29 protein-coding genes are annotated in these 26,581 nt (G+C 62.3%); 13 read left to right on the top strand and 16 right to left on the bottom strand.

The genetic code is table 11. The annotated features are described in order from the left end of the window. Positions 1 to 61: 61 nt before the first annotated feature. A complete protein-coding gene (locus CPI83_RS05035) occupies positions 62 to 781 on the bottom strand; it encodes a DUF6319 family protein (RefSeq protein WP_003940205.1) in 720 nt (239 codons plus the stop codon). A 161-nt stretch (positions 782 to 942) separates the two neighbouring features. Between CPI83_RS05035 and CPI83_RS05030 the strand changes: the two genes are divergently transcribed. Continuing rightward, entirely contained in the window at positions 943 to 2,088 is a 1,146-nt protein-coding gene (locus CPI83_RS05030) for an adenylate/guanylate cyclase domain-containing protein (RefSeq protein ID WP_097386881.1), read from the top strand. 4 nt (positions 2,089 to 2,092) lie between these two features. On the opposite strand, the gene CPI83_RS05025 is transcribed toward CPI83_RS05030, so the two are convergent. Continuing rightward, entirely contained in the window at positions 2,093 to 2,743 is a 651-nt protein-coding gene (locus CPI83_RS05025) for a TetR/AcrR family transcriptional regulator (RefSeq protein WP_019745284.1), read from the bottom strand. A gap of 56 nt (positions 2,744 to 2,799) precedes the next feature. On the opposite strand from CPI83_RS05025, the gene CPI83_RS05020 reads away from it, so the two are divergent. After that, positions 2,800 to 4,344 (top strand): MFS transporter, encoded by a 1,545-nt coding sequence (locus tag CPI83_RS05020; protein ID WP_097386880.1) that lies wholly within the window; start codon positions 2,800 to 2,802, stop codon positions 4,342 to 4,344. Here CPI83_RS05020 and CPI83_RS05015 read toward each other — a convergent pair. Then, the gene (locus tag CPI83_RS05015; protein WP_003939810.1) at positions 4,332 to 4,844 is read right to left on the bottom strand and encodes an Lrp/AsnC family transcriptional regulator; all 513 of its coding nucleotides are present in this window, start codon (positions 4,842 to 4,844) and stop codon (positions 4,332 to 4,334) included. The genes CPI83_RS05020 and CPI83_RS05015 overlap by 13 nt on opposite strands. A 195-nt stretch (positions 4,845 to 5,039) precedes the next feature. On the opposite strand from CPI83_RS05015, the gene hppD reads away from it, so the two are divergent. Continuing rightward, complete coding sequence (gene hppD / locus CPI83_RS05010; RefSeq protein WP_019745286.1) at positions 5,040 to 6,245, top strand: 4-hydroxyphenylpyruvate dioxygenase; 1,206 nt, start codon at positions 5,040 to 5,042, stop codon at positions 6,243 to 6,245. A 6-nt stretch (positions 6,246 to 6,251) separates the two neighbouring features. Here hppD and CPI83_RS05005 read toward each other — a convergent pair whose 3' ends face one another. From CPI83_RS05005 to CPI83_RS04985, 5 genes are all read right to left on the bottom strand, one after another. Next, a complete protein-coding gene (locus CPI83_RS05005) occupies positions 6,252 to 6,902 on the bottom strand; it encodes an NUDIX hydrolase (protein ID WP_097386879.1) in 651 nt (216 codons plus the stop codon). After that, positions 6,899 to 8,185, bottom strand: coding sequence for an adenylosuccinate synthetase (locus CPI83_RS05000; RefSeq protein WP_097386878.1), 1,287 nt, complete (start codon positions 8,183 to 8,185; stop codon positions 6,899 to 6,901). Before CPI83_RS05000 ends, CPI83_RS05005 begins: the two co-directional genes overlap by 4 nt. Positions 8,186 to 8,197: 12 nt before the next feature. Next, positions 8,198 to 9,184, bottom strand: a complete 987-nt coding sequence (locus CPI83_RS04995) for a hypothetical protein (RefSeq protein WP_084324962.1) — start codon at positions 9,182 to 9,184, stop codon at positions 8,198 to 8,200. Positions 9,185 to 9,189: 5 nt separating this feature from the next. Continuing rightward, the gene (locus CPI83_RS04990; RefSeq protein ID WP_097386877.1) at positions 9,190 to 10,221 is read right to left on the bottom strand and encodes a hypothetical protein; all 1,032 of its coding nucleotides are present in this window, start codon (positions 10,219 to 10,221) and stop codon (positions 9,190 to 9,192) included. Between the two features lie 84 nt (positions 10,222 to 10,305). Then, entirely contained in the window at positions 10,306 to 11,205 is a 900-nt protein-coding gene (locus CPI83_RS04985; RefSeq protein ID WP_097386876.1) for a LysR family transcriptional regulator, read from the bottom strand. Positions 11,206 to 11,393: 188 nt separating this feature from the next. On the opposite strand from CPI83_RS04985, the gene CPI83_RS04980 reads away from it, so the two are divergent. Genes CPI83_RS04980 through CPI83_RS04970 form a run of 3 tightly spaced genes read left to right on the top strand, consistent with a single transcriptional unit; the run spans position 11,394 to position 12,554 of the window. After that, positions 11,394 to 12,032: a hypothetical protein gene (locus CPI83_RS04980; RefSeq protein ID WP_097386875.1), complete on the top strand. Its 639-nt coding sequence runs from the start codon at positions 11,394 to 11,396 to the stop codon at positions 12,030 to 12,032. Beyond that, on the top strand, positions 12,029 to 12,208 hold the full coding sequence (locus CPI83_RS31165; RefSeq protein ID WP_097386874.1) for a hypothetical protein: 180 nt from the start codon (positions 12,029 to 12,031) through the stop codon (positions 12,206 to 12,208). The genes CPI83_RS04980 and CPI83_RS31165 overlap by 4 nt, the downstream gene beginning before the upstream one ends. A 1-nt stretch (position 12,209) precedes the next feature. After that, positions 12,210 to 12,554 (top strand): SDR family oxidoreductase, encoded by a 345-nt coding sequence (locus CPI83_RS04970; protein ID WP_019745294.1) that lies wholly within the window; start codon positions 12,210 to 12,212, stop codon positions 12,552 to 12,554. 15 nt (positions 12,555 to 12,569) lie between these two features. Here CPI83_RS04970 and CPI83_RS04965 read toward each other — a convergent pair whose 3' ends face one another. Beyond that, positions 12,570 to 13,331, bottom strand: coding sequence for an SDR family oxidoreductase (locus CPI83_RS04965; protein ID WP_020909130.1), 762 nt, complete (start codon positions 13,329 to 13,331; stop codon positions 12,570 to 12,572). A gap of 198 nt (positions 13,332 to 13,529) precedes the next feature. Between CPI83_RS04965 and CPI83_RS04960 the strand changes: the two genes are divergently transcribed. Further along, positions 13,530 to 14,306 carry an SDR family oxidoreductase gene (locus CPI83_RS04960; RefSeq protein WP_070386386.1) on the top strand — a complete coding sequence of 259 codons (777 nt, stop codon included), beginning with the start codon at positions 13,530 to 13,532 and terminating at the stop codon, positions 14,304 to 14,306. Positions 14,307 to 14,416: 110 nt separating this feature from the next. Here CPI83_RS04960 and CPI83_RS04955 read toward each other — a convergent pair whose 3' ends face one another. From CPI83_RS04955 to CPI83_RS04930, 6 genes are read right to left on the bottom strand one after another with little or no spacing between them, the layout of a single operon-like run. After that, positions 14,417 to 15,238, bottom strand: a complete 822-nt coding sequence (locus CPI83_RS04955; protein WP_029537016.1) for a MaoC/PaaZ C-terminal domain-containing protein — start codon at positions 15,236 to 15,238, stop codon at positions 14,417 to 14,419. Between the two features lie 14 nt (positions 15,239 to 15,252). Beyond that, a complete protein-coding gene (locus CPI83_RS04950) occupies positions 15,253 to 16,431 on the bottom strand; it encodes a lipid-transfer protein (protein ID WP_020909132.1) in 1,179 nt (392 codons plus the stop codon). Continuing rightward, entirely contained in the window at positions 16,431 to 16,859 is a 429-nt protein-coding gene (locus CPI83_RS04945) for a MaoC family dehydratase (RefSeq protein WP_003940399.1), read from the bottom strand. The genes CPI83_RS04950 and CPI83_RS04945 overlap by 1 nt, the downstream gene beginning before the upstream one ends. Next, positions 16,856 to 17,971 carry an acyl-CoA dehydrogenase family protein gene (locus CPI83_RS04940; RefSeq protein WP_021345543.1) on the bottom strand — a complete coding sequence of 372 codons (1,116 nt, stop codon included), beginning with the start codon at positions 17,969 to 17,971 and terminating at the stop codon, positions 16,856 to 16,858. Before CPI83_RS04940 ends, CPI83_RS04945 begins: the two co-directional genes overlap by 4 nt. Further along, complete coding sequence (locus CPI83_RS04935; RefSeq protein WP_097386873.1) at positions 17,971 to 18,918, bottom strand: MaoC family dehydratase N-terminal domain-containing protein; 948 nt, start codon at positions 18,916 to 18,918, stop codon at positions 17,971 to 17,973. Before CPI83_RS04935 ends, CPI83_RS04940 begins: the two co-directional genes overlap by 1 nt. After that, positions 18,915 to 20,081 (bottom strand): acyl-CoA dehydrogenase family protein, encoded by a 1,167-nt coding sequence (locus tag CPI83_RS04930; RefSeq protein ID WP_020970792.1) that lies wholly within the window; start codon positions 20,079 to 20,081, stop codon positions 18,915 to 18,917. Before CPI83_RS04930 ends, CPI83_RS04935 begins: the two co-directional genes overlap by 4 nt. Positions 20,082 to 20,211: 130 nt before the next feature. Between CPI83_RS04930 and CPI83_RS04925 the strand changes: the two genes are divergently transcribed. The 4 genes from CPI83_RS04925 (at position 20,212) to CPI83_RS04910 (ending at position 23,340) form a co-directional block, all read left to right on the top strand. Next, complete coding sequence (locus tag CPI83_RS04925) at positions 20,212 to 20,670, top strand: nuclear transport factor 2 family protein (RefSeq protein ID WP_019745302.1); 459 nt, start codon at positions 20,212 to 20,214, stop codon at positions 20,668 to 20,670. Positions 20,671 to 20,785: 115 nt separating this feature from the next. Further along, positions 20,786 to 21,643 carry a MetQ/NlpA family ABC transporter substrate-binding protein gene (locus CPI83_RS04920; protein ID WP_097388123.1) on the top strand — a complete coding sequence of 286 codons (858 nt, stop codon included), beginning with the start codon at positions 20,786 to 20,788 and terminating at the stop codon, positions 21,641 to 21,643. A gap of 12 nt (positions 21,644 to 21,655) precedes the next feature. Beyond that, positions 21,656 to 22,675, top strand: a complete 1,020-nt coding sequence (locus CPI83_RS04915) for an ATP-binding cassette domain-containing protein (RefSeq protein WP_097386872.1) — start codon at positions 21,656 to 21,658, stop codon at positions 22,673 to 22,675. Continuing rightward, positions 22,672 to 23,340 carry a methionine ABC transporter permease gene (locus tag CPI83_RS04910; protein ID WP_007732650.1) on the top strand — a complete coding sequence of 223 codons (669 nt, stop codon included), beginning with the start codon at positions 22,672 to 22,674 and terminating at the stop codon, positions 23,338 to 23,340. The genes CPI83_RS04915 and CPI83_RS04910 overlap by 4 nt, the downstream gene beginning before the upstream one ends. Before the next feature lie 4 nt (positions 23,341 to 23,344). Here the strand turns inward: CPI83_RS04910 and CPI83_RS04905 are convergent, their stop codons facing one another. Further along, positions 23,345 to 24,565: a fatty acid desaturase gene (locus CPI83_RS04905; RefSeq protein ID WP_003939858.1), complete on the bottom strand. Its 1,221-nt coding sequence runs from the start codon at positions 24,563 to 24,565 to the stop codon at positions 23,345 to 23,347. Here CPI83_RS04905 and CPI83_RS04900 point away from each other — a divergent pair. Together CPI83_RS04900 and CPI83_RS04895 are read left to right on the top strand one after the other, a co-directional pair. After that, positions 24,549 to 25,904: an enhanced intracellular survival protein Eis gene (locus tag CPI83_RS04900; protein ID WP_019745305.1), complete on the top strand. Its 1,356-nt coding sequence runs from the start codon at positions 24,549 to 24,551 to the stop codon at positions 25,902 to 25,904. The two genes, CPI83_RS04905 and CPI83_RS04900, sit on opposite strands and share 17 nt — an antisense overlap. Before the next feature lie 65 nt (positions 25,905 to 25,969). Next, positions 25,970 to 26,533, top strand: a complete 564-nt coding sequence (locus tag CPI83_RS04895; protein WP_003939753.1) for a GtrA family protein — start codon at positions 25,970 to 25,972, stop codon at positions 26,531 to 26,533. The last annotated feature ends 48 nt before the right edge of the window (positions 26,534 to 26,581 follow it).

Below are 26,581 nucleotides of genomic sequence, written 5' to 3'. Positions count from 1 at the left end.
CCGGTAATCTCCCCGCTGCAAAAAACGCATACCCCGGAAAGTGCGGACCTACGCAGCGTTTCTAGTCGGTAGCTCCGAGCGCTTCGAGCATCTTGCGTGCCTCCTCGAGCTGACGACTCAACTCGTCGACTCGCGCTGCAGCCATGTCCCGTGCAGCGACGATGATGGACTCGACAGCTTCGATTGCGGTGGGCTCACCCAACTCGCGGACAGCTCGCTCGACCGCATCGGGTGCGACCGGAACTGCTTTGCCCGGACGCTTGGCGCCCTGTGTGACCGTCACGCTCCAGTCGTTGTCCGCGCCCGCATGGATGGTGACGCTGATGCCGGCCGGCAGTTTCTTCGCACGCTTGACGGCCGGACGAGGTGTCGCGGCAGGGGCAGCAGTGGTAGTCGGTACCGGAGCGGGTGCAGGCTGCGCACGCGGCTTCGGTCGAACAGGCTCTACGAGTGGCTCCATCAGGGGCTCGGACTCCACAACTGGTTTGGGCCGTGGCGCCGGTTTGGCCGGTGCCGCGGAGACGCGGTTGATGCGCAATTCCTCTGCCTCGAAAGGCAATTCGTCGTTCACGCCCTTGGGGCGAATCATCACGGTGTTGCCGTCCACCGACACGACTTTCGCCGAGGTACCGGCTTCGATCCCCAGGCTGGGAGTCGCCTCGCGCAGATAGACGGTGGCGCGCTTGCCTTCGGCGACAGCCGTGGCGAGCGCTGCCAGATTGTCCGCAGTGAGGTGATCCGGCGTTGATGCGGCAGCGCCGGAACGTCTACGGGGTGGCATGCGCAGGTCCTTTCAGAAGTATCTCGTGCATTTCAGTATCGACAGTGCTTTTCTCGGGGCAACTCTTGCACAAGCCACCGACGTGTTGACTCTCACCGCCCGCCTGGGCCCGAGGATCCGTAGGCGGTTCGGCCAATTCAGTACTGTTCTCGGGGCACCGCGTGGAAGATGGTGGACAGAAATTCGTTGCGGCAAGAAGGAGCACGGTGAGCAGTTCGGAGTCAGAGTGGATCGACGAGGTCACCGAACCCGCCCCTGCTGAATCTAACGCTGCTGAATCTCACGCTGCTGAGCCGATCGACGTCGATGCTCATCTGCTCAGCCGGATTCAAGCCGACATCGAGGAGTCCCTCCTCGGCGGACCGCGCTGCTTCACACAGTCGCAGATCGCGGATTTCGCCGGGGCGACACGCGAGCGCGCCGATCGTCTGTGGGTGGCGATGGGCTTTGCCGTCGACGAGGATCCCGACGCGGTCATGTTCACGCAGCAAGACGCCGACGCCCTCAAGACCATCACCGACATGGTCAATCGAGGAGTCATCTCGCAGAACAGTGAGGTGGCAGCCGCCCGTTCTCTCGGACAGTCGATGTCGAGGTTGGCGGAGTGGCAGGTATCGCTGATCAGCACACACATCATCGATCAGCTTGCGGACTCGGTGGATCACGAACCCGACGCCATCAGAAATGTCGTCCTGAGCCTCGGCGCCGAGATCATTCCTGCTGTCGAATCTCTGCAGACGTACGTATGGAAGCGTCACGTCGCGTCGTCGACGGGCCGCAACGTGGGAAACCCGGGCGAAGAAGTCGCGAGTCGCGTTCTGGTCGTGGGTTTCGCCGATATCGTCGGGTACACCTCGCTGACCCGCGGCCTCGACTCCGCCGAACTCAACGATCTGCTCGAGCGGTTCGAGTCCGCGTCCACCGAAATCATCGGACGCAACTACGGCTGGGTGGTCAAGACCGTCGGTGACGAGGTCATGTTTGCCGCCGAGAGCCCCCACCACGCCGCCGAGATCGCCTTGCAGATCCAGCAGGCGGTCCTCGCCGATCACGACGATCCACAGCTTCGGGTAGGTCTGGCCATGGGTCCGACGTTGGTTCGCTTCGGAGATCTCTACGGTTCGGTGGTCAACAAGGCCGCGCGCCTGACCAGCTCTGCTCGCCCCGGCACCGTGCTGATCGACTCCGAGCTGGCCACCCAGCTCGGCTCGGACGCCAATTTCAAACTGCGACACCTTCGTCCACGACGAGTGCGCGGCATCGACCGCCTCGAGCAGTACGTGCTACGACGCAATCTGGAGCCGTGAGCTGTCAGCTCGACACTCCGCGTGCAGCCAGAAAATCGTCCACGATCTGCTCACACGCGGCCTCCCCGAGAGGCGTCAGCGTGGCCAGCTTGGTGAGCACCAAAGGTCCGACCAACTGAGCAAGTGCGACGTCGTAGTCGTACTCCCCCAACGCTTCGATCGCATCCGGCGAGCGCAGGATCCGATCGAACGCGTGACGGTACTGCTCGAAGACCGTCTGGCGCAACGATCGCAATTCGGGCTTGTCCGTCGACAGCGCGTCGACGCTCGAATAGCCCTTCAGCTCCGGCCCCAAGCCGAGCCAGCACATGGCCGTCACCTGGATCGGTGCGCTTTCGATGGCCTTGGCCTGACTGGTCAACAACTCGAGCAATTGCGCGCGGAGGTCACCTTCCCCGGACATCTCGGGCACCGGCGGTAAGAGGCGAGCAAATGCCGCGGCGAGTAACTCCGTGCCGCTGTCGAAATGCCGATACAGCGTCGCACGTGCGACGTTGGCCAATTTGGTGACGGCATCGATCGTCACCGCGTCCACGCCGCCTTCTGCCAGCAGCTTGGTCGCCGCGTCGAGCAACCTGGACCTGGAACGCTGTTTACGCGGATCCTCGTCGCTGACCTGCTTGTCGATTTCCTGCTTGTCGATTCCCGCCGTCACAACCTCAGTTATACCCACTTGGGGGTTGTGGAACTGCTGTTCTTGTAACGATACTGATGGTCTTGTTTCTATCGGGAGGTTTCGTGAGTAGCGATACGACGCTCGAACAGTCCACGTGGACCATCCGACAGATCTGGATGCTGACGGTCGCGTGCTGCGCCGTCGCGCTGGTCGTCGCAGCGATGGCCGCTCTCAACACGGCCCTTCCCGACTTGGCCCGTGATACCGGTGCAACACAGAGCCAGCTCACGTGGATCGTGGACGGGTACACGCTCACGCTGGCTTGTCTCTTGTTGCCGGCGGGCGCACTCGGCGATCGATACGGTCGACGAGAACTGCTCATGTTCGGACTACTCGTTTTTGCTGCCGGCTCGTCGATTCCGGTCTTCGCGGACGAACCGTCGTGGATCATCGTCTCCCGCGTGATCTCCGGCGTCGGCGCCGCATTTGTCATGCCGGCGACGCTGTCTCTACTCACTGCAGGTTTCCCGCCGGCGCAGCGTGCCCGTGCCGTCGGAGTCTGGTCCGGCGTCGCAGGGTCCGGTGCAATCGCCGGACTCGTCGTCTCCGGGCTACTCCTCGAAAAATGGTCCTGGCATTCGATTTTCGTCAGCCTGGCCGTCGTCTCGGTCCTCATCCTCGTGGTGTCGTTCACGATCGTGACGTCGAAGGACACGGAGGCAACTCCACTCGATCTACCTGGTACAGCGCTGATCGCCGGCTCGATCGGACTGTTCGTCCTGGGGATGATCGAGGCGCCGGCCCGTGGTTGGCTCGATCCGGTAGTTCTCGCGTTGCTGGTCGGCGGAATTGCCATGGGCGCGGTATTCAGCTGGGTCGAATTACGTACTCGCCATCCACTTCTGGACGTGAGACTGTTCGCCAATCGCGCATTCGGCAGCGGCGCAGCGTCACTGACCCTGCAATTCCTGGCGACTTTCGGCTTGTTCTTCCTGATCGTGCAGTATCTCCAACTGGTGCTCGACTACTCCCCCCTGCAATCGGCGCTCGCCCTCATGCCGATCGCTGTGCCGGTGATGGCGCTGTCCGTGGTTGCTCCCCTACTGATTCCGCGTATCGGCCTTCGCGCTCTCACCGCCACCGGTGTTGCCTTCCTCGGAACCGGAATTGCACTCTTGACGCGCTTGGACGCCAGTTCGACCTACGCCGAAGTCTGTGTCCCCTTGGTAGTAGCCGCTATCGGATTGGGCTTGTCGACAACCCCCGCCACTGCTGCGATCGTCTCCAACGCACCAGACTCCAAACAGGGTGTTGCCTCAGCAGTCAACGACGCAACCCGTGAGATCGGCTCTGCCATCGGCGTTGCACTGGCGGGAAGTATCCTCGCCGCCGGCTACGGCAATCACGTCCAGCCCGCGGTCGACTTGCTGCCCGAACCCGCCAAGGAACCGGTATCCGGTTCTCTGGCCGCCGCTCTCCATGTCGCCGAAGCAGCCGGGCCGCAGGGTGCCCAGTTGGCCGAATTCGCCCGTGAAGCCTTCATCAAAGGCATGGATCAAGGAGCACTCACGCTCGCCGCGATCATGTGGGTATCCGCGATCGTTCTGGGATTCTGGGCTCCGGGTCGTCAGCGAGACTGACCGCCTCGTCGGTACGCCGGGGCCTTGGTCGTCTGCTCCGATTGCAGAGTCTGCAGTAGGGGCATCGACCGGAGCGGCACCACAACCGAGAGAACCATGACGCTGGTCGACCGGGTGGCTATCCCCGACCGATTCAGTTCGAGCAGCGTCGCTTGCAAATCCTCGTGCGACGCAGCGGCAATCCGGCACAGCACGTCGCCGGAGCCGGTGGTGGCAAAGGCTTCGAGCACACCGGGGATTGCCTCGAGTTCCGCGGTGACGGTGTCGAGCGCCCCCTGGGCGATCTGCAAAGTCACGAATGCTTGTACTCCGAAACCCGCTGCAGCCAAATTGATGTGCGGCGCGTATCCGGCGATGACGCCCGCATCTTCCATCCTTTTCAATCTCGCCTGCACTGTCGCCCGCGCAACCTTGACCTGACGCGAAAGCTCCAACGCACCGGCTCTCGGGTGCTTGTTCATCGCGTCCAACAGAGCCAGATCCACTGCGTCGAGATTCACGTCTGCTCCACTCGTCGTTCAACTATGCAAATTGCCTACAAAACAGTGCCACCATCTTCGCATTCCGGCGCTGTGTCTACTTTCAACTACCTCCGTTGACTACCCAACCTCTGAAGGACTTATCTGTTTGTACTGGCAGTGCCGAACATAACTCGAGCACCGCGCTGTGTACATCGCACTCAGAGGGGACTCATCATGACCGTCGAACAGACTCTCACCGACGACGAACAGCTGGCCGGCCTGGATCTGGAGCAATTGCGCCAGTTGGTCGGCTTGGTCGAGTACGACAGCGATCACGATCCCTTCCCCGTGAGCGGTTGGGACGGCCTCGAATGGATCGTCGGAAATGCCACGCAGACTTCACATTTCTTCCAGTCCGCGTTCGGCATGGAATTGGTGGCCTATTCAGGCCCGTCGACGGGAAACCGCGACCACCACGCGTTTGTACTCAAGAGTGGGGCGGTGCGGTTTGTCGTCAAGGGCGCTGTGGATCCGGCAAGTCCGCTGATCGAACATCACAGCCGTCACGGCGACGGTATCCGCGACATCGCGCTCAGCGTCCCTGACGTGGACAAGTGCATCGCACACGCCATCACCCAAGGCGCGACGGTGTTGAGCGAACCGCACGACATCACCGACGAGCACGGCACCGTTCGCCTGGCCAGCATCGCGACGTACGGCGAGACTCGGCACACCCTCGTCGACCGTTCCCGCTACACCGGCCCTTACCTTCCCGGATACGTTGAACGGACGTCGTCGTACCGCAAGCGTGACGGCGCGCCCAAGCGAATCTTCCAGGCCCTCGACCACGTCGTCGGCAATGTCGAACTCGGCAAGATGGACCAGTGGGTCGACTTCTACAACCGGGTCATGGGATTCACCAACATGGCCGAGTTCGTGGGCGGCGACATAGCCACCGACTACTCCGCGCTGATGAGCAAGGTCGTCTCGAGCGGCAATCACCGAGTCAAGTTCCCACTCAACGAACCTGCCATCGCGAAGAAGCGGTCACAGATCGACGAGTACCTCGAGTTCTACCAAGGTCCCGGCGCTCAGCATCTCGCGCTTGCGACCAACGACATCCTCGGAGCAGTCGATGCTCTGGTCGACGAAGGAATCGAGTTTCTCTCTACTCCTGCTTCGTATTACGAGGATCCCGAATTGCGCGCGCGTATCGGAGAGGTTCGAGTTCCGATCGAGGAATTGCAGAAGCGAGGCATCCTCGTCGACCGCGACGAGGACGGCTATCTTCTTCAGATCTTCACCAAGCCGATCGGAGATCGTCCCACCGTGTTCTTCGAGATCATCGAACGCCACGGCTCACTGGGATTCGGGCTGGGAAACTTCAAAGCCCTGTTCGAAGCGATCGAGCGTGAGCAGGCCGCGCGGGGCAACTTCTGAGGTAGGTCAGCTGTTTTCGGTCCACGCCCAGACCACCGCGGGTCGCCCGGTGGCACTGACCCGGACTCGTTCGTCCGTACGTTCCAGCCCTGGCAACGCTTTGAGCGTCCGGTTCAAGTTGCCCGGGTCCGGACGCACACCGGAAAGCTCCTCCGCCACGGCCAGTGCGTACGACGCCGGAAACGACGGACCCAGTAGTGCCCGCGTGAAAGCCTGATCTCGCCACAACAGGGTGTCAGCAAGGATCGGGCGGGTATCGGCGACTATCCGATTGTGGTCGAACGCAAGGTCCCCCGGGTTGTCCCAGCTCACCCATTCGGCCGAACCCGGCACCTCGTCCGACGAGATCACTGCCCACATGGTCACCGAGAGCGTCGGACCGCGGGGGTCGCGATTGGGTTCGTCGAACACGGTCAATTGACCGCTGACGAGGATCTTCTCGTCGGGAGTTCCGAGCTTGGTGGTCACGGCTCGCCTGGCGGCGTCCTGCAACCGCTCACCGGCGCCCAGCAGTACACCGGGCAGCGCCAACTGCCCGGTGTACGGCTCCGCTCGCCGCGGAGTGACGGCAAATCGCAACATCCCGGGTTCCGGATTGCCGAACCGGAGCGCGATGACATCGATCGAGACAAGTGACTGGTCCACACCGTCCATCATGCAGGCACTGGGCATCGCATCTGACGATCGACCCGGTCGGCACCGTTCGCGGTCAGCACTACCGGCGCACCCATTTCCTCGCTCAGATACCGGGCGAAATCCTCCGGGTCGGCCGGAAGTTCCTTCGGCACGACCCCTACGGCTTTCAGGGAATCTGTCAGCGCCTGCTGGTGATCGAGATCCTTCCACTCTCCGACGGGAACGAACGGCAATCCTTCGTACGCGTGCACCCCGTGGATCGGGATGCCTGCAGCCCGCGCGCGATCCATCGCGTCGAGATGAGTAAGCGCTAAGCCGTCGACGCCACCGCTCACCTCGATTGCGTAGTGCAACAACAACTCGTCGAGGTGGCCCGTCCGGAATCCGCCTTGATACTCACCCGTCCCGTTGTGCAGCTCGGGCAACACCTTCGCCAGCTCCGGATCCTCCGTCGGGAACGGCCCAGCTCCGTGTCGTGTCATGTAGGTGCGGGTGACGCCGAGTACGTAACTGTCCCGGCCCAACTCGTCGATCATCGCTCGCGCGTTGGACGGCTCGACCGTCGACCACGTGGTGTGTGGGTGAAACCCCCGCCACTCGTCGAGAAGGACACCTTGTGCCCCCTCGAATACCAGACGACCACCGGCACCCAACGCGCCCAGCGCATCCGGGTCGGCGATGTCCACGACGGCACCGAATTCGGCGTACATGTCGACCATGTCGTCGATCGGCGGAAACCCGTGGCGACTCTCCGCGATCAACGGTCCGTAGAATGTGGCCAACGCCGACAACTTACGACGCAAGGAATCAGGTCGCCGGCAGTCTCCCACCGTAGGCGCACTCGCAACTTCGAGCGCATACGCCGCCGTCTCACCGATCCCCTTGCCACACGAGCCGTGTCGGTTATCGCCGCGAGCATCCTCACGGGCCCTGTTGGCGGCCACATGGATCGGCGTCGTCAACAATGCGCGCGCGTCGATCCGTATCAGGTCGAACGGATTTCGAACTCCGAGCGCTTCCAGAGCACGTGCTTCCCGCGCGAGCGCGATGGGCTCGACCAACACGAATTTCGAGAGAAACGTCGGGACGCCGGACAGCAATCCCGAGCCGAACTGCGAAAACGTGTGGTGGCGCTCGCCGACCGTTACGTTGTGCGCTGCCTGTGCCCCACCGTTGAAGCGGACCACTGCGGCCACATTCAGATCGGCTCGATCGGAGCAAAGCCAATCAACGGTTGCTCCCTTCCCTGCATCTCCGAACCCGAGGTCTACGACGACGATATCGCGGTCTTCGAACGGCTCCATTATGTTCTCCTTCTAGGCGAAATCGACATCGTCCGTGCCGGTTCCGAGATCGCGGGGCAACCCGGCCACCGTCGCGGTGCTGCGCCCTGGGATCAGGGCGAGAGCCTTGCCGACAGTCTCGGCTTCAGCTCTTGAACCGATGTCGCGGAGATCCGCCAGTCCGTCACGCAGGTCGATGCGGTCCTCGCCGATTCCGACCGTCAGCGCGATCAGTTCGCACACCGCGGCGGGATCGTCGAGTTTGACGAAGCGTTCACCGAGCAACGTCTTCCAGTGATCCGCGATTTCCGGATCGTTGAAGTACGACGACTGATCCGGCAGAACGAAGTAGACGTTCCATCTTTCTTCGAGTTCACTGTAGATCGACGGCACCGACACGTCCTGACGTACCTTGTCCCCGATCACCGAACGGATGTGACGAGCCGAGAGCCGCGGCTTGTTCAGCTCGTCACCGATGATGAAGAGGTAGCCTTTCCTTCCGCGCTTCTCCCAGGCATCCGTACTGGTGTGACGTGCCATGAAATATGCTGCCAATTCATAGCTTTCCGATTTCTGACCACCACCGTTGCCCTCGAGGAAGATGGTCCGAAGCTGCTCGTCCATCGCGTTACCCGACTCGAACTGGCCGACTTGTAGTGGCACCTGATCGGAATCGGCGTCGCCGATACCACCGAACAGAATCTGCGGATCATCCGCATATCCCTTGCGTTGCAGCAGCCCGTGCAGCTTTCCGAGCTTGTCCTGCATGATTCGAGGAACAGCGCCCATCGAGCCGGTGACATCGAAAAGCACTGCTATCGGGAGAGAATCGGGGTGCCCGTCCGAGTCTCGGCATTCACGCTTGTCGACGCCGAAGGGGTCGAGGGTCGGGTCCGCTTTCCAACTGCTTCGCGGACGCGACCGAAGCGAATCGGTGTAACCGAAATCGTCGACACCGCGTGCGGCACGAAAAGTCTTGCCCGCCAAATAGGTGTTGTCGTCCCAGTATCCGTAGCCCATGACAATCACTGTCCTTTCATGGATGGAACGGCGAACGGACGAAATGTCCGCTGGCCATAGAGAAGATCGAGGAGTTCGTCGAACTCGCCAAGTAGGTCGACCGCGTCGGGACGCAATCTCGGGTTGTCCTGCATGCAGCCGTCGGCAAACGCCTTCATCCGTTCGTGGGTCTGCTCGCCCAGCATTCGGAGCATCAAATGATGAGCCATGTAGACGTCCCAGGCCGGAGACGCTCCTTCGCCGAGTTCCGGTGGGTACGAATCACGATCGGAACCGATCGTCGCCACCGGGCGGCTGCCCGTACGGGTGGCAAAGGACCAGCCGGCCAGCACCACCCCGTGCCGATCAGGCTCGATCAGCACGTTCTCCGCGGTAATCGCGGTGTGCACCCAACCAGTCGCATGCGCTGCTGCCAGAGCCCGAAGTAGCCGTCGGTGCATCCACGCCCAGTCCCGTGGATCGAGGCCACCTGGATACGCCTCACGGACGTCGGCGAGACTCACAAAACCTTCGGTCAGATCGTCCAGCACATCGATCTGACGTCTCGTGCCGCTGCCCACATGGGTGATTTGATCGATCAATCGCGGGAAGTACGAGACTGCCCAACCGGCTTCGCACGAATTCTCGATGTCCGTCAACACATTCCGTTCGGCCTCGATCATCGAGTTCGCCCGAGGGTTTCGCGGAATCTTCAGTACGACACCGGCATCGGACCGGTACAGGTTAGCGACCGAGCCGCGCGCTACCAGTCCACCCAACGTGTACTCGCCCCGCTCGCCGACATAAACGGGTCGAGAATCTGCCGGCTCGAACTCCGCTGCCCAACTGCGGTAAAGCTCGTTCAACCGAGATGTTGCGGCCGAGTATCGCACCCGATCTTCGGGCTTCGCCCGGTCCGGATGAATGGCGGAGGCGAGCCGATGAAAACGACGCTTCGCAGCGCGACGGGTGTCGAGATCGCTGGAGTCTCCCCCGAACACATCGGCCGAAACTCGTGCTGCCTCGACGATTTCAAGTGCCGTGCTGATCGTTTTCATGGTTTTAGTCTAACCGACTAAAACGAAGACGGCAAGAATGCGTATTACATCCGAGTACATGCGCATCACATCAGGACACGGCAATCACCTGGCGGCACCGAGGGCTGAAACAGCTTTGCGTAGCTCGATCACTGCCGGACTGCTGTCGCCCTCGCGGGTACACAGATCGATCGAACACTGCTCGATGTCGGAAATGCGCACGAAACTGATATCCGAGCGGGTGTAGTACTCGGCAATGGTTGCTGCCGTTATCACCACCGCCCGACCGTTGGCGACAACCTCGAGTGCTTCGTCCATCGTGCGGACCGAGGGGCCGTACCGGACGGGTACACCACTCGGGCGCGGGTCCACCGACCACCATTTCACCCATTCGGGTGGTGCGCCGTCACTCGAAACCTGCACAGTCCCATCTATTTCAGAAATCTCGATGCTCGCGCGACCCGCCAGTTGGTGCCCTCGAGGCAGAGCCACCACCCGCGGTTCGACGCCTATCCGTTCGAGCACCACACCGTCGAGCACCGGCAGCGGCGGTCGCACGAATGCCGCGTCGACGGTCGCGCTCGCCACCGCCGAAACCTGTTGGGACCAATCCAACTGGACGAGCTCCACCTCCGCATGCAACGAATCGATCACCGCACGCCCCAAACTCCCGGCAGCCCCGTTGATGAATCCGATCCGCAACCGCCTGGCCCGCCGACGCTCGAGTGCGTCGAGACCGTTCATCGCGCGAACGGCAAACTCGAGAGCGGGCCGCGCATCCGCGACGAACACCTCACCCGCGGCGGTGAGCACCACCGGATGCGAACTGCGATCGACCAACTCGACTCCCACCTGCTCCTCGAGTCGACGAATCTGCTGACTGAGGGCGGGCGCGGTGACGAACAGCCGGTCTGCCGCTCGCCCGAAGCGCCCTTCCGCCACGACGACGAGCAACGAGGACACCAAACGCAGATTCAGATCTTCGCCTCTTCTCGCCTTCTTCATTACCGTCCATTCGGTTGTTTTCGGCCCGCCGCTCGACTTAAAGTGACGACCATCACGGTATCTGAACAGCGAAGTTAAGCAAACTGGCAATTCTCGAACGAAGATCTACATGTACAGCGAATGCCTCGCCAGGTCACAGTTGTCGCAGATCCGGACAGCCCGCCGAATCTGCGAAACCAGGAGATGTGATGAGCAAGTACGAGCACGAATTCGTCCACATGATGGATGGCGTCGAAAAGCAATTGGAAACCATCGACAATCCGCGGCACCAGAAGATCCTCCGTAACTACCGACGCCACGCCTTGCTCGAGGTCTCCGGTCGCTACAAGGAAATCCTCTCGCCGGACATGACCGTCGAAGAACCCGTCTACCGGTTGTTCGAAGACGGTCAGTCGATTGTCCTCGACGGCATGGACGCCGTCACCACCTTCTACCAGTCACTCGCCGAGACGGACACCCTTGTCATGTGGACCGGGAAGTCCGACTTCGCCGTATCCGACAGTGGGTTCTCCGGCGAGACCCTCTTCAGTCAGTTCGTCCCCGGTTCGATCCTCGGAGACGGGGTGTTCGGCGCGGTGCACGAATCGGGCGGATCCACGTCCGCAGCCCCTGAACAGTCGTCGGGCATCGACTCCGACGGTTGGTATCTCGTGCGTCGGACCTTGGCATTCGTCTGGCCGTACGACGAGCAGGGTCGACTCATCGGTGAGCACGTCTACGAAGATTCTGCTTCGAAAGTCGTCACCAAGGTGGATCCGAGCGAGGTCATCACGGCAGCGCGCGCAGCCGAACTGCTTGCCCCACTGCTCGAAACGCACCTGCCGTGAGCGCGCCCGTAGCCATTGTCACGGGCGCAGCGGCCGAGTTGGGCGCCGCTATTGCCGAGCGGCTTGCCGAGGACTTCGGCACCCTGCTACTACTCGACATCGAAGAGGCTGCACTCGCCGACACCGCAGCACGCCTGGAAAGCCTTGGCGTCGATCGGTGCCCGCTTGGGCGGTGACATGCTCGCGCACTACGGGCCGTCGAAGGCCGCCGTGATCGAGATGAGTCACAGCGTCGCCCGGATCGGCGCGACTCGAGGGCTCCGTTCGAACACGGTCATGCCCGGGCTGATCCTCACCGACATGTGGCTGCGAACCATCAAGGAACTGCGTCGGCGCGATGCTGCACTAGCGGGCGTTTCCGATGCTGATGTCTTCGATTCTTTTGTTGCCCAAATGGTTCCGATGGGTCGAGCCCAGACGCCCGGAGACATCGCCGAGATGGTCGCGTTTTTGCTCAGCGACAAGGCTCGCAACGTCACCGGGCAGACGATTGCCGTCGACGGCGGCGCCGTGATGACCTGATCGGGTCGATGGCGGTCAGCCCCAGCGCGACTGACCGCCGTCGAGCGGGATCGTGGCACCCGTCAGGTAACCGGCGTCTTCGCTGACGAGGAAGACGACGGCACGACCGATGTCGGTCTCGGGATCTCCGACGCGTCCCAGCGGGATACCCGCGACAAAAGCCGCAGCCTCTTCCGGATTCTTGTCCATCCACCACTGCAACGCGGGGGTCTTGGCGTGCGGGGCAACATTGAGAACGCGGATGTTGTCCTTGCCCCATTCACAGGCGGCAGCGCGGGTCAACGAGCGCATGCCTTCCTTGATGGAACCGTAAGCGCCGTAGTTACTGGCATCCCAGCGCACGGCGGCCGAGGTGACCATGTTGATGATGACGCCGCCCCCACGACTGTTCATGTGCGGGTACGACGCCTGCATCATGCGCAGGGTGGCGAGTGGGCCCGTCGCGAAAGAACGCTCGAAGTCTTCGTCCAGCACGCTCAAGAGCGGGCCGGGCTTGCAGTCGTTGGCGTTGTTGACCAGGATGTCGATTCCGCCGAACAGTTCGACGGTTCGGTCCACGGCCGCCGTGATGTCGTCCTTCTTACTGACGTCACAAACCACGGCCTCACCGCGCGCACCGATGTCAGCGAGTAGTCCGCAGGTGGTGTGCAACTTGGATTCGGTGCGACCGGCAACGGCGATCACGGCGCCCTCTTTGGCCAAGGCCAGGGCAATCCCCTGCCCGATTCCCTGACCCGCACCCGTGATGAGTGCAACTTTGCCTTCGAGCTTGCCCATGTGACTACTCCAATGTCTGTCGACGCAGAGGTCCCTTTGCGGGAGGGACCGGTCGATTCTGGTGACTGCCGCCGTTTGTCGTCTACACTCGACCTACAAAACAACCAAGCACTTGCTTGACCCTAAGGTGTGCGACCACGTCGCGTCAATCACATTGGGCGGCAATTCAGCTCGGCACCGCACCAGGAAGGCTCCACCGTGACACTGCCCAACCCCGTCGATTTCAGCGGACGCTCGGTGATCGTCACCGGCGGCACCAAAGGCATCGGCTACGTCATCGCCGAAACCTTCCTCGCCGCGGGTGCGAACGTGCTGGTCTGTGGCCGTAACGAGCCCGAAAACCTACCCACCGCCGACGGCCGTAGCGCAGCCTTTCGCGCCACTGACGTCCGCGATCCCGCCGACGCCGCAGCCCTCGTCCAGGATGCCGTCGAGCGCTTCGGCCGTCTGGACGTCCTGGTCAACAACGCCGGCGGCTCCCCCGATGCCGATGCTGCGACGGTGTCACCGCGCTTCGTCGAGAAGATCGTGGCCCTGAACCTGTTGGCACCCTTCAACGTTGCCCAGGCCGCCAACGCAGTGATGCAGACTCAGGACGACGGCGGTGCCATCATCAACATCGGCAGTGTCTCGGCAATCGATCCGCAGCCCGGAACCGCGGCGTACAGCGCAGCCAAGGCCGGCCTCCTCGTTCTGACCAAGGCATTGGCCCTCGAATGGGCGCCGAAGGTCCGGATCAACCACATCACCACCGGCCTGATCCGTACCGAGGCTGCCGCCGAGGTCTACGGCGCCGACGGCGGCGCGGCGGTCACGAAGACCATTCCGATGGAGCGCATGGCCGTCCCGGCCGATATCGCCAACTCCTGCCTGTTCCTGGCGAGCCCACTCTCCTCGTACGTCAACGGCGCCGACATCGCCGTTCACGGCGGCGGTGAGTACCCGGCTCGCTACATGGCGACCCATCAGGACTGAACACAAGCACAGAGCAGCCCCTGAGCGAATCGCTCAGGGGCTGCTTCTTCGTGCAAACAACTGCGGGGCGCGACAAGGGGTCAAGCACCCCGCAGTTGAGTCTGGAGGGACTAGTGAGCGGAGAAGCTCACTCGTGCACCGGAAATCGCTACCTGATCACCCTTGGTGACCTGGAAGGCCAGGTCGTCGGGAGTTCCCCACGCAACGATGGACGGCGACTCACCCGGATGGATCGCCGCAGCGAATCGGCCCTCGAGACTGACAAGATCAGCCGGATGCACTCCGGCGACCCGAGCAAGCTCGAGTGTGCTGGCGGCCAACGTGCACAGCCCGTGCATGATCGGACGCGGCTGGTTGATCCGCGCCGCAGCCTCGGGATCGATGTGGATGTGGTGTTTGTCGCCCAGGAGCCGGTACATCGCCGTCTGGTTCTCCGCTGTGGTCAGCACACCGGTCAACGAAGGCTCACCGGTCGGCTCCGCCGGACGTGAGGGTCCACGTTCTCCGCCGAATCCGCCGGCACCGGGAGCAAAAAGTGACCAGGTCGCGACGAAGTATTCGCACTCCACCTTCACTTCGAAAACGGCTGCAGCACCCTTGTCCCACACCTCGCCGACCGAAGCCTTCAACGTCACCTCACCGCTACGCGGAAGCGGAGCAAGCACTTTCAACTCTTGCGAGCCGTGCAGTGCCGTCGAGGTGTCGAAGGCGCCCGCGGAACCCAGAGCGTCGGGAGCCCACTGTGCCAGCGTCAGAGCAAAAGTCGGCAGTACCCGAAGCTGATCCTCGAAGACGAGGTCCAGCTCGGTTGCCTTGGCGCCCACGGCGAGTGCGTACAAGATCGCGTCGCGCTCGGTGTACGCCACGGTGCGGGTACCGAGATCGGCTCCGCGCCAATCGCCGGCGGTCTTCGCAGCTTCCGATGTTGTCACTGTCATTTCCTCTCTTAAACAGCGCCCAGAACGAGACCGCTGGTGGGCACTGCCGTTCCGGCTGTGACCAAGACGTTTTCGACGCCATCGGGCTGATTGGTCGACGTTCCTCGGACCAGTCGCACACCTTCGGCAATTCCGTTGACACCGTGCAGGTATGCCTCGCCGACCTGACCACCGTGAGTGTTGGACGGCAAGCGTCCACCGATCTCGAGGTTGCCTTCGCGAATGAAGTCCTTGGCTTCGCCTGGCTTGCAGAAGCCCAGTTCTTCGAGCTGCGGAAGCACCAACGGGGTGAAGTGGTCGTACAGAATCGCGGCGTTGATGTCATCAGGGGTCAGGCCGCTCTGGCCGTACAACTGACGAGCAACCAGGCCCATCTCCGGGATACCCGAGATGTCAGGACGGTAGTAGCTGGTCATCATGTGCTGATCCTTGCTACTGCCCTGAGCGGCGCCCTTGATGATGACGGGCTTGTTGGCCAGATCCTTTGCACGCTCGGCAGAGACGATGACCAATGCCTGGCCGCCGTCGGTTTCCTGGCAGCAGTCGAGCAGGTGCAGAGGCTCGGCGATCCAGCGCGAGTTCTGATGGTCCTCGAGTGTGATCGGACGCTCGTAGAACCAGGCAGCCGGGTTGTTGGCGGCATGCTTGCGCGCCACCACTGCAACTCGTCCGAAGTCCTCACTCGTCGCACCGTACTGGTGCATGTAGCGGCGGGCGAACATGGCGACCCACTGAGCGGGAGTCGACAATCCCTGCGGAGTCATCCACGCATATGCCGCGCGATCAGCGGTGCTGTCCATGGGGCGATCGTGCTGGCCAAGGCCGTAGCGCACACCGGAGCGCTCGTTGAAGGCGCGGTAGCAGACCACGACGTCGGCAACACCCGTCGCAACTGCCATAGCCGCCTGCTGCACGGTGGCACACGCGGCGCCGCCACCGTAGTGAATGCGCGAGAAGAACTTCAGCTCGCCGAGGCCACAGTTGCGAGCCACAATGGCTTCGCCGTTCGTCTCCGACGTGTAGGTGGACAGACCGTCGACCTCGGACGGATCGATACCGGCGTCAGCGAGTGCCGCGACGATGGCCTCACACGCCAACTGCAGTTCGGTGCGGCCGGAGTTCTTGGAGAACTCGGTGGATCCGATGCCGACGATAGCGGCGGCTCCCGAGAGTGGGCTGATCGCCATCAGGGCCTCTCCTCTTCCTTGAAAGCGACTGCGACGGTGCCGGATGCATGGTTGCCGAGGCTGTTTGCACCCTGCACCTTGACTACGACCACTCCGTCTTCCTTGGACACGACCTCACCGGTCATCGTCATGGTGTCACCCGGGTAGTTGGGCGCCCCGAGACGAATGGCGATGCGGCGCAAGGTCGATGCAGATCCGGCCCAGTCCGTGACGTATCGACCGACAAGACCGTTGCTCGTGAGGATGTTCATGAAGACATCCTTGGATCCGCGCTCTTGGGCCAGGCTCGGATCGTGGTGCACGTCCTGAAAATCGCGAGTGGCGATTGCCGTGGCGACGATCAACGTGCGGGTCAGCGGGATCGCCAACTCGGGCAATGCCTCTCCGACAACGACGTCTGCGTAGCTACGACCGGCAAGAACGGTCATGCGAGCACCTCCACACCGGATGCGAGCTGCGCACCCAGACGCGCGAGATCGGAGCTGGAACCGCCGAGGGTGGCAGCAATCTGCTTGCCCCACAAGAGGTGACGGTGAACCGGGTAGTCGGTGTCGACGCCCATACCGCCGTGGACATGCGTGGTGCGATGCACGACGCGCTGTCCGCCGTCGGTGGCCCACCACTTGGCGACGAGTACAGAGGTGCCGAGATCCAGTCCCTCGGAGATGCGCCAGGCGGCCTGCCACAGAGTCACCCTCATCGCTTCGAGATCGATGTAGCAGTCAGCGAGTTGATGATTGACGGCCTGGAAGGTCGCCAGCGGACGGCCGAACTGCTTGCGGCCGTTCAGGTACGTGACAGCCTGTGCGACTGCACCCGAGCCGACACCCCATTGAATTGCTGCCAACGCCAGTTCAACTCGGTCGATCAGCCACGGAACCGTCGTACCATCGGCCGCACCGATCAGCTGCGCGGGGGCACCGGCAAAGGTGACGTTGGCACAGATCTCCCAGTTGGTGGACTGCGTCTGTTCGAGCGTCACTCCTTCGGCGCTCAGATCCACAAGCAGCAGTGCCGTACCGGTGGAAGCGGTTGCCGAAACGAGAGCAAGGTTTGCGACGTGAGTCATCGGCACTACTGCCTTCTCACCCGTCACGGTCCAGTTGCCGTCGGCGTCCTGCTCGGCCGTGGTCAGTGGGTCGCCGCCCGTGTACGGACCGAACTCTTCGAGACCGACGGTCAGGAATCGACTGCCGTCGGCAACACTCGGAAGGAGCTCGGCACGAAGGGAATCGGAACCGAATTCATTGACAGCCAATGCCGCAAGGGTCGTTTCCCAGATCGGCACGGCCGCAACGTGACGGCCCTGCTCCTCCAGCAGTGCGTACAGCTCGGACAAGCCGAGTCCGCCGCCGCCGAACTCCTCGGGCAGGGCGATACCGAGCAGGCCGGTGGTCGCGAGTTCTCGCCACAGTTCACGGTCGACGCGCTCGGCGGAGAGTTCGATCTCCTTGGTGCGCTCGATCGTTGCCTTGCTGGTGAAGACCTCGTCGGCCAGTGAGCGAATCGCGTCCTGCTCTTCGCTGAAATTGAAGTCCATCAGTGCTCCTCGCGTACGGCCGGCCGGAACGCGGGAAGCGTCAGATCCGGGTCGGCGTCGATCCAGTCAAGTTCCACGGGCATGTCGACCACGACATCTTCGGGCGCGATACCCACCATGTTGGCGATCAATCGGGTTCCCTCTTCGAGTTCGATTACCGCAACGATGAGCGGGTAGTCGAACGCGTCGATCTTGGGGTGATGATTGACCACGAAGCTGAACACCGTGCCCCGCCCCGACGCGTCGATCGTGTCCCACTCGAGTGACTGGCACTCCCCGCACATCGGGCCGGTGGGATGACGCAACGTCTTGCAGGACGTGCAGCGCTGGATCACCAGACGATGCTCTTTGGCCGCTTCGAACCAGAAAGCGTTGTCCGCGTTGAGAGCCGGACGCGGACGCAGAGCGCGCGGCGCCTCCGGTGCAGCAGCTTCCTGAGGCTTGAACCGCAGTGTCCGCCACCGTTGGGTGCCGACAACTTCGTCGTCGCCGTTGCGGTACGTCTTGAGCGTCGTGACAAAGTGTCCGACGCCGAGGCCGGTCTTCTTCTCCGGGGAAATCGACTCGATGACCTCGGTGTAGTTCACGCGATCGCCTGGGCGCAGTTCGGCGAAGAACTCCTGATCGGAATCGGTGGCCACGACGGAGCTGTAGCCCGCTGCGTCGAGGGTGGCGATCAGATCGGTCCACACCTGCGACGGGTCGTTGCCCGCCATCTTGTCGGTGAACGTCCGCATGATCCAGACCTGGAGCATCTGAGCGGGAGCGACGACGCCGTCACGGCCGGTGGCGAGGGCAGCGTCGTCGTCGAGGTAGACGGGGTTGGTATCGCCCATGGTCTCGGCCCAATGCCGGATCATGGGGATGTTGACCTCGTCGGGTCCCCAGGTTGTGGGAACAAGCGTCTGGCCGACAAAAGCGTCGAGTTGCGCCGAAATGTCGCTCACTTGACCCTCTTTTCGCGAACGAGTCCCAAGCCGATGGTGCCGACCATGTCACGCAGAACCTCGTTGACGCCGCCGCCGAAGGTGTTCACGACACCCTGACGCGAGATCTGCTCGATCTGACCGGCAAGCAAAGCGCCCGGAGACTCGGGGCGGATGCGTCCGGCGGAGCCGAGAATTCCGAGCAGGGTGCGGTAGACGTCGACGTGAGTCTCGGTCCCGTACGTCTTGGTAGCGCCGGCGTCGGCTCCGGAGAGCGTGTCCTGTGCGACGGCTGCCGTCATCTTCCAGTTCAGCAGGCGCATGGCCTCGAGCTTGGCGTGTGTACGAGCGAAGTCCTGCTGCACCCACGGGATGTTGATGGCACCGTTTTCCTTGGCCCAGTCCAGAACCAGGTTCCACAGACCGTAAGTGCGACCACCGATGGCCGCCAAGCCGATTCGCTCGTGATTGAGCTGAGCCGTGATGAGCTGCCAACCGCCGTTGACCTCGCCGACAACGTCCTTCGACGGAACACGAATGCCGGAGTAGTACGTCGACGTCACCATCAAACCGCCGACGGTGTTGATCGGTGACCACTCGAAGCCTGCGTCCTCGGTGGGGACGATCAGGATCGAGATGCCCTTGTGCTTGGGGGCGTCCGCGTCGGTGCGGCAGGCCAGCCACACGTAGTCGGCAGTGTTTGCGCCACTGGTGAAGATCTTGTTGCCGTCGACGATCCACTCGTCACCGTCGAGAACCGCACGAGTCTTGAGTGATGCGAGGTCGGTGCCGGCCTCGGGCTCGGTGTAGCCGATGGCGAAGACGATGTCGCCGGCAAGAATGCCGGGCAGGAATCGTTCCTTCTGCTCTTCGGTGCCGTACTTCATCAACGTCGGTCCGACGGTATTGACCGTCACGAAGGGGAACGGCAGTCCCGCGCGCTGAACCTCGTCGAAGAACACGAACTGTTCTTCGATGGAGCGGCCCTGTCCACCGAATTCCTTGGGCCAGCCGATGCCGAGCCAGCCGTCCTTACCCAGCAACTTCACGATCTCGCGGAAGTACTCGCCGCCCACACCTTGCTCGCCGGCCGCGCGACGCTTCTCTTCCGGCAGCAGCGCCGCGAAGTACGCGCGCAACTCCTTGCGGAGCTCCTGCTGCTCGGGCGATTCCCTCAGATCCATCGCTGTTTCTCCTATGGCATTCATGGCTGGCAACTCTTGGTCTGGACGCTAACCAGATGCCCAGGTGGGCGCTGTGAATGTCTCGTTGAGCGGGAAGCCGAAACATGAGCGGCGTCACATAGGGTGAGATATGCGCATGGACTCCTCGGATCGCGTCGCTCTCACCGACTTGGCCGCCAGGTATGCACAGGCCGTCGACCGCCGAAACACCACCGCGCTTGCGGCTCTCTTCACTGACGACGTGGCATTCGTCTTGCCGCCGGCATTGAACGGAACGGATGCGCCGACGGAGATACGTGGGAACACCGTCGTCAGCAGTTCGGTGGTCGATGCCGTCTCACATCTGCACTCGACCCGGCACATCGTCGAGCAGCAGATCCTCGACCTCGACAGCCCCACCACCGCGCACGGTGAGGCCTACTGCTCCGCTCACCACATCTATCCGCGGGGCGAGGGCCACCGGGACAACCGGATCGAGATTCGTTATCAGGACAGCTTCGAAAAGGTCGACGGCACCTGGTTGTTCTCGCGTCGTGAATTGGTAGTCGATTTTGCCGAGGACGTTCCGGTCATCCTGCTCGGACAATAGGTACAGGAAAAAATCGCGGTGATTCTGTATCTCCTCACGGGAGGTTTACCGGGCTAGCGTTCAGCAACTGTCACGCCATCTCGGCGTGACGTTCGGCTATGTCTTGGAGATTCACATGTCACGCTCGCGCACCAGAAGATTCCTCGCTGCCTTCGCAGTGGCCGCCGTCGCAGTCGGAACCGTCGCAGCGTGCTCGAGCGACAACTCTTCCGATGAGAACGCGCCCCTTCGCATCGTCGCTTCTTCGGTTCCGCACGCCGAGATCTTGAAGTTCGTCGAAGAAAAGGGCCTGCTCGGCGACACCAAGATCGAGGTCAGCGAGATCACCGGCGACCTCGACGCCAACGAGGTGCTCGAAGCGGGCGACACCGACGCCAACTTCTTCCAGCACGTGCCGTACCAGGAATCGTGGTCGAAGGAAAAGGGCGTCGACGACCTGGTCGCCGTGGCGAAGGTCCACGTCGAGCCCCTCGGTGCATATTCCAAGAAGGTCACCAACGTGGCCGACCTGCGCCAGGGCGCAACGGTCGCGTTGTCCAACAACGTGACGAACTTCGCCCGTGGGCTGTACCTGCTGCAGCAGGCCGGTTTGATCAAGCTCGATCAGCAGTTGGGCGCCCCCGGCACCGACATCACGCAGATCAGCGAGAAGAACATCATCGACAACCCCAAGGGACTCACGTTCACCCAGGTCGATCCCCCGCAGCTTCCGCGCACTCTCGACGACGGAAATGTCGATCTTGCAATCATCAACGGCAACTACGCAATCGAAGGCGGCCTCCATCCCGCCAAGGACGCACTGGTGCTCGAGAAGGCCGAGGGCAACCCGTACGCCAACGTCCTGACGGTTCGTACCTCCCTCGAAAACGATGCGCGAGTGCAGAAGTTGGCCGAGGCGTTGACGTCCACCGACGTCGCGACGTTCATCGAGCAGACCTACCAGGGCTCGGTCATTCCGGCCAGCGCTACCTGATCGAGACCCGTCATGGTCTTCTCGATCGAATCGGTCTCCAAGGAATACCGCAGCGGCACAGAATACCGCAGCGGCACAAAGGTTCTGCATGCACTCGATTCCGTGTCCCTGAAAATCGAAGACGGCGAAATCTTCGGCATCATCGGCAAGAGCGGCGCCGGTAAATCGACTCTGCTGCGCTGCCTCAACCTGCTCGAACGCCCGACCAGTGGCCGGATTCTGTTGAGTGACACCGATCTGACCGCGTTGAGCCCGGCGCAGTTGCGCGATGCACGCAAGCGGATCGGTGTCGTGTTCCAGCATTTCAACCTGCTGCACTCCCGCTCGGTCGCCGCCAACATCGCCTTTCCTCTCGAAGTGGCGGGGTACTCGCGGGCAGATCGCCGTGCCCGCGTCGACGAGCTGATCGAGTTGGTCGGCCTGGAAGACCGACGTGACGCCTTCCCTTCGCAACTGTCCGGCGGACAGAAACAACGGGTCGGGATCGCGAGGGCCTTGGCGGCTTCTCCCGATGTCCTCCTGTGCGACGAAGCCACGAGCGCCCTCGACTCGGATACGACCGATTCGATCCTCGACCTGCTCGCCGACCTCAATCGACGTCTGGGTGTGACCATCGTTCTGATCACCCACGAGCTCAACGTGGTTCGACGGATCTGTCACCGCGCCGCCCTGATCGACCAGGGACGTATCGTCGACGAGGGAACGCTCACCGAACTGGTTGCGGACCCGGACTCACCCCTCGGCGAGGCGCTACTGCCGACCGGAACGGTGCGAACGTCCCCGACCGGAATTCCGGCACTCCTCACCTTTGTCGATTCGCTGTCGACCTCGCCCGTGATTTCCCAACTCTCGCGTGATCTCGATGTCGACGTCACCGTGATCTCCGGCGGTATCGAGGACATCGGAGCCCATCAGGTCGGCCGCCTTCGCGTGGAGTTCGCCTCGCACACCGGACTCGCCAACGACGAAGAGACAAGAAAGTCTGTCGAAGAACATCTTTCGCAGCGCGGAGTGAAGGTGACGTTCTCATGAACAAGACGTCCTGGCAGGATTCCCTGGGCGAAGCATGGGAAGCCCTACTCGACACGCTCTACATGGTCGGCGTCTCGTTCGTGCTCACCGTGATCATCGGTATCGCCCTCGGCGTTCTGTTGCACGCGAGCGCGCCCGACGGAATCCGTCCGAACCGCGTTCTCAATTCGGTACTGGGCACCGTGGTGAACATCGGCCGTTCGCTGCCGTTCGTGATTCTGTTGGTCCTCCTCATCCCGGCGACGCGGGCGATCGTCGGAACAGCGCTCGGGGCGACGGCAGCGATCGTCCCGCTGACCATCGGCTCGGTGCCCTTCTTCGCTCGCGTCGTCGAGAACGCACTGCGTGAGGTCGATTCCGGACGCGTCGAAGCAGCACGATCCATGGGCGCCACCGACAAGGACATCATCACCAAGGTCCTACTGCCCGAATCAGTTCCGGGATTGGTAGCCGGAGCGACCCTGACGGCGGTGATGCTGATCGGTTTCTCAGCCATGGCAGGCGCCATCGGCGCCGGCGGTCTCGGCGACTTCGCGATCAAGTACGGCTACCAACGATTCAACACCCCGGTGTTGTTCGTCGCTGTCGTGATCTTGATCGTGTTGGTTCAGGCGATCCAGTCGACCGGCGATCTCGTAGTTCGTTCGATGGCCCACAAGCGGTAACCGATCAGCTCGACACCATCGCGATCGCAGTTCGCAGGCCTCGCCGCTTACCGGTCTGCGGATCGACGCCGAAGACTTCCTTGATTCCGCCGCGGATGCGGAACTTCAACTCCGAGTGCGTCTCCGGAGCATCGTCCTGGGACGCGGAGAGAAACCTGTTGGGCAGCGACAACTTCCAGATGGTCCGCAACGTCAATCCGTACTGCTTCCACAGCGGCCCGGTGGTGTACGGGAGGTCGTACTTGTCACACAAGTCCCGCAGCGGCACCGCGATTTCCGAGTACCGATTGCTCGGCAGGTCAGGGAAGCAGTGATGCTCGATCTGGTAGCAGAGGTTGCCGCTCATGAAGGCCATGACGGGGCCGGCATGAAAGTTGGCGGACCCCAGCATCTGTCGTAAGTACCACTGAGCGCGGGATTCGTTCTCGAATTCCTCGAGCGTGAACTTCTCGGCACCGTCGGGGAAGTGCCCGCAGAAGATGACGGCGTAACTCCAATAGTTGCGGATGAGATTTGCAACGGCGTTGGCCGTCAACGTGGTCTTCCACGCCGGGCCGGTCAGGGCGGGGAACAGGATGTAATCCTTCGCCACCTGTCGCGCGATCTTCTTTCCGACGTCCTTGGCCATCTCCGATTTCTCGGACCACTTCACCTCGCCCTTGCGAAGCTTGTCGGTCTCGAGGTGATGCAGTGCGACGCCCCACTCGAAGAGGGTCGCCAGCACGAAATTCGTGATCGGTTGGAAGAGATAGTCGGCGTGCCACTTCTGATCGCGCGTGACGCGCATGATGCCGTAGCCGACATCGTTGTCGAGGCCGACGATGTTGGTGAACTTGTGATGAGTGAAGTTGTGCGAGTGCTTCCATCCCGAGGACGGGCAGGTGTTGTCCCACTCCCAGTTGCTCGAGTGAATCTCGGGATCGTTCATCCAGTCCCACTGACCGTGGATGATGTTGTGGCCGAGTTCCATGTTCTCGATGATCTTGCCGACCCCCAGCAGCGCAGTCCCCAGAATCCAGGCAGGCTTCTTCTTGCTGGCGAACAAGACGATGCGGCCGGCCACCATCAGAGAGCGTTGAAACGCGATCGTCCGCTGGATATATCGAGCATCGTGCGCGCCGCGCTTCTCCTCGATGTCGAGCCGAATGGCGTCCAACTCGCGCCCGAGCGCTTCGACGTCTTCCTCGGTGAGATGGGCATATTCCTTGATGTCGGTGATCGCCACAGTGTTTCTCCGTATCGGTTTTCTCCGTGCCGCAGGACTGGTCCGTCGGGCGGTACCCCTGGGAGCCGGTGCGGAAACGTCAGCCCCGATATTCATGTGCGTCTTCACGCAATCTATGCCAAAGTCGATATACGTGAGCCCCGAAAACAAGATCACCATCCGCACCGCTACCGAGAGCGACTGGCCGGCTCTCCAACTACTCGACTCGGTGGGGTTCGGTTTTCACCCGTCTCCCGCGGTCAGCGAACTGACGAAGGCTCTCTACAAGCCCGAGGACATCATCCTCGCCGTCGACGGTGACCTACCCGTCGGCGTGGCCATCGAAATCGACATGGAATTCACCGTGCCCGGCGGACGCCAACTCCCCACGCGCGGAATCACCTGGGTATCCGTCGCCCCGACTCACCGTCGCCGTGGCGTCCTACGCTCGATGTTCACTGCACTTCACGCCCACATCGAGTCGACCGGAGCACCACTTGCCGCCCTGACGGCCAGCGAGGCCGGCATCTACAACCGCTTCGGATACGGCCCGGCCACCTTCAGCGAGGGCATCACCCTCGATCGCCGCTTCGCGCGGTTCCGCCCCGAGGTGCCCGACAACGGTGGCGTGTCGATCGTCGACGTCAAAGCTGCCTCGACGCTTCTACCCGAGATCTACGACCGCTGGCGACTGCTGACACCCGGCGCTCAATTGCGTCCGCAACCGCTCTGGGACCACATGTTCGCCGACCCGTCCGAGGATCGTGACGGCGCCTCCGGACTGTTCTTTCTGACACACGCGGACGGATACATCGCTTACCGGCACACGAGCGAGGGCCGCGACAGCATCGCCCGGATCGACGAGTTCGTGACGATCACCGAAGACGCGCACGCGGCGCTGTGGCGCACGATCTGCGGCCTCGACCTCGTCACCCGGATCGAGACACGCCAACATCCTGCCGATCCACTCCGGCTGATGCTGACGGACTACCGCCTTGCCCGAACGACGACGCGCTCCGATCGACTGTGGCTGCGCATCATGGACGTGCCCGCGGCTCTCGAGGCTCGTGAATATGCTGCTGACCTGGACACCGTCATCAAGGTCGAAGATCCGTTCCTGAAGGCCGGCGGAACTTTTGCACTTCAGGTCAAGGGTGGCAAGGCCACCTGTACGGCCACTGACGCGGAGCCCGCGATCACGATGCCCTCTGATGTCCTGAGCAGCTTGTACCTGGGCGAGCACCAGGCCAAGACCTTCGCGGCGGCGCACCGACTCCACGCGTCCGATCCGCGGGAAATCCGGAATTTCGACTTCGCCTTCAACGCAGAGAAGCCCGCAATTCTCGGGTACGGATTCTGATGATCTTGCCGACACGGGCATCGACGATTTGTGCCGTCGGTCGTATTCAGGGTTAGCCTCGAACAATGGCGTTTGTCGAAAAGATGGTCAATAGGCTTCCTGAGCGGGTTCTCGTGCGCGTCCTGCCGCACGCAGAAATGCTCAAGTTCCTGGTGGTCGGCGGCATCGCCTTCATCGTCACCACGGTGCTGTTCTTCGGCATCAAGTGGACGGTTCTGCCTCAGCACCCGGTGACGGCCAACATCCTTGCGGTCCTGATCGCGACGGTTCTGTCTTACGTCCTCAACCGCGAATGGTCGTTTGCTCAGCGCGGTGGTCGACAGCGCCATCACGAGGCCGCTCTGTTCTTCATCGTCGCGGGTATCGGTTTGGCCATCAACCAGGTACCTCTCTGGACCTCCAGGTACGTGTTCCACCTGCGTCAACCCGAGGTGTCGGTGTTGATGGAGAACTTCGCGGACTTCATCAGCGGATCGATCATCGGGACCCTGCTGGCGACGGCCTTCCGCTGGTGGGCCATGCGTCGGTACGTCTTCCCCGAAGAAGCCACCGACAGCCAGGTCGTTCTCGACATCGAAGCGACACCCGGCACGAAGACGCCGACAACCGACGCCACCGCCCTCGACTGACGTCCCGGATCGACGCACCCGATCGCTCGCGCTTCGTGGCGCGATGGT

The organism is Rhodococcus sp. H-CA8f, assembly GCF_002501585.1.
Lineage (GTDB): Bacteria > Actinomycetota > Actinomycetes > Mycobacteriales > Mycobacteriaceae > Rhodococcus_F > Rhodococcus_F erythropolis.
The sequence above is the reverse complement of the archived record's forward strand: the minus strand, read 5'-3'. Positions and strand labels throughout refer to the sequence as shown.

Excerpts from the sequence above, each read along its gene's own strand:
- CPI83_RS04995 (WP_084324962.1), bottom strand. The coding sequence starts at position 9,184 with ATGGGCTACGGATACTGGGACGACAACACCTATTTGGCGGGCAAGACT.
- CPI83_RS04900 (WP_019745305.1), top strand. The coding sequence starts at position 24,549 with ATGTCGGTGATCGCCACAGTGTTTCTCCGTATCGGTTTTCTCCGTGCC.
- CPI83_RS04920 (WP_097388123.1), top strand. The coding sequence starts at position 20,786 with ATGTCACGCTCGCGCACCAGAAGATTCCTCGCTGCCTTCGCAGTGGCC.
- CPI83_RS04965 (WP_020909130.1), bottom strand. The coding sequence starts at position 13,331 with ATGGGCAAGCTCGAAGGCAAAGTTGCACTCATCACGGGTGCGGGTCAG.
- CPI83_RS05000 (WP_097386878.1), bottom strand. The coding sequence starts at position 8,185 with ATGGAGCCGTTCGAAGACCGCGATATCGTCGTCGTAGACCTCGGGTTC.
- CPI83_RS04895 (WP_003939753.1), top strand. The coding sequence starts at position 25,970 with ATGGCGTTTGTCGAAAAGATGGTCAATAGGCTTCCTGAGCGGGTTCTC.
- CPI83_RS04910 (WP_007732650.1), top strand. The coding sequence starts at position 22,672 with ATGAACAAGACGTCCTGGCAGGATTCCCTGGGCGAAGCATGGGAAGCC.
- CPI83_RS04970 (WP_019745294.1), top strand. The coding sequence starts at position 12,210 with ATGCTCGCGCACTACGGGCCGTCGAAGGCCGCCGTGATCGAGATGAGT.
- CPI83_RS05035 (WP_003940205.1), bottom strand. The coding sequence starts at position 781 with ATGCCACCCCGTAGACGTTCCGGCGCTGCCGCATCAACGCCGGATCAC.
- CPI83_RS04950 (WP_020909132.1), bottom strand. The coding sequence starts at position 16,431 with ATGGCGATCAGCCCACTCTCGGGAGCCGCCGCTATCGTCGGCATCGGA.
- CPI83_RS04940 (WP_021345543.1), bottom strand. The coding sequence starts at position 17,971 with ATGGACTTCAATTTCAGCGAAGAGCAGGACGCGATTCGCTCACTGGCC.
- CPI83_RS04985 (WP_097386876.1), bottom strand. The coding sequence starts at position 11,205 with ATGAAGAAGGCGAGAAGAGGCGAAGATCTGAATCTGCGTTTGGTGTCC.
- CPI83_RS04945 (WP_003940399.1), bottom strand. The coding sequence starts at position 16,859 with ATGACCGTTCTTGCCGGTCGTAGCTACGCAGACGTCGTTGTCGGAGAG.
- CPI83_RS04915 (WP_097386872.1), top strand. The coding sequence starts at position 21,656 with ATGGTCTTCTCGATCGAATCGGTCTCCAAGGAATACCGCAGCGGCACA.
- CPI83_RS04980 (WP_097386875.1), top strand. The coding sequence starts at position 11,394 with ATGAGCAAGTACGAGCACGAATTCGTCCACATGATGGATGGCGTCGAA.
- hppD (WP_019745286.1), top strand. The coding sequence starts at position 5,040 with ATGACCGTCGAACAGACTCTCACCGACGACGAACAGCTGGCCGGCCTG.
- CPI83_RS05005 (WP_097386879.1), bottom strand. The coding sequence starts at position 6,902 with ATGATGGACGGTGTGGACCAGTCACTTGTCTCGATCGATGTCATCGCG.
- CPI83_RS04930 (WP_020970792.1), bottom strand. The coding sequence starts at position 20,081 with ATGGATCTGAGGGAATCGCCCGAGCAGCAGGAGCTCCGCAAGGAGTTG.
- CPI83_RS04990 (WP_097386877.1), bottom strand. The coding sequence starts at position 10,221 with ATGAAAACGATCAGCACGGCACTTGAAATCGTCGAGGCAGCACGAGTT.
- CPI83_RS05020 (WP_097386880.1), top strand. The coding sequence starts at position 2,800 with ATGGTCTTGTTTCTATCGGGAGGTTTCGTGAGTAGCGATACGACGCTC.
- CPI83_RS04925 (WP_019745302.1), top strand. The coding sequence starts at position 20,212 with ATGCGCATGGACTCCTCGGATCGCGTCGCTCTCACCGACTTGGCCGCC.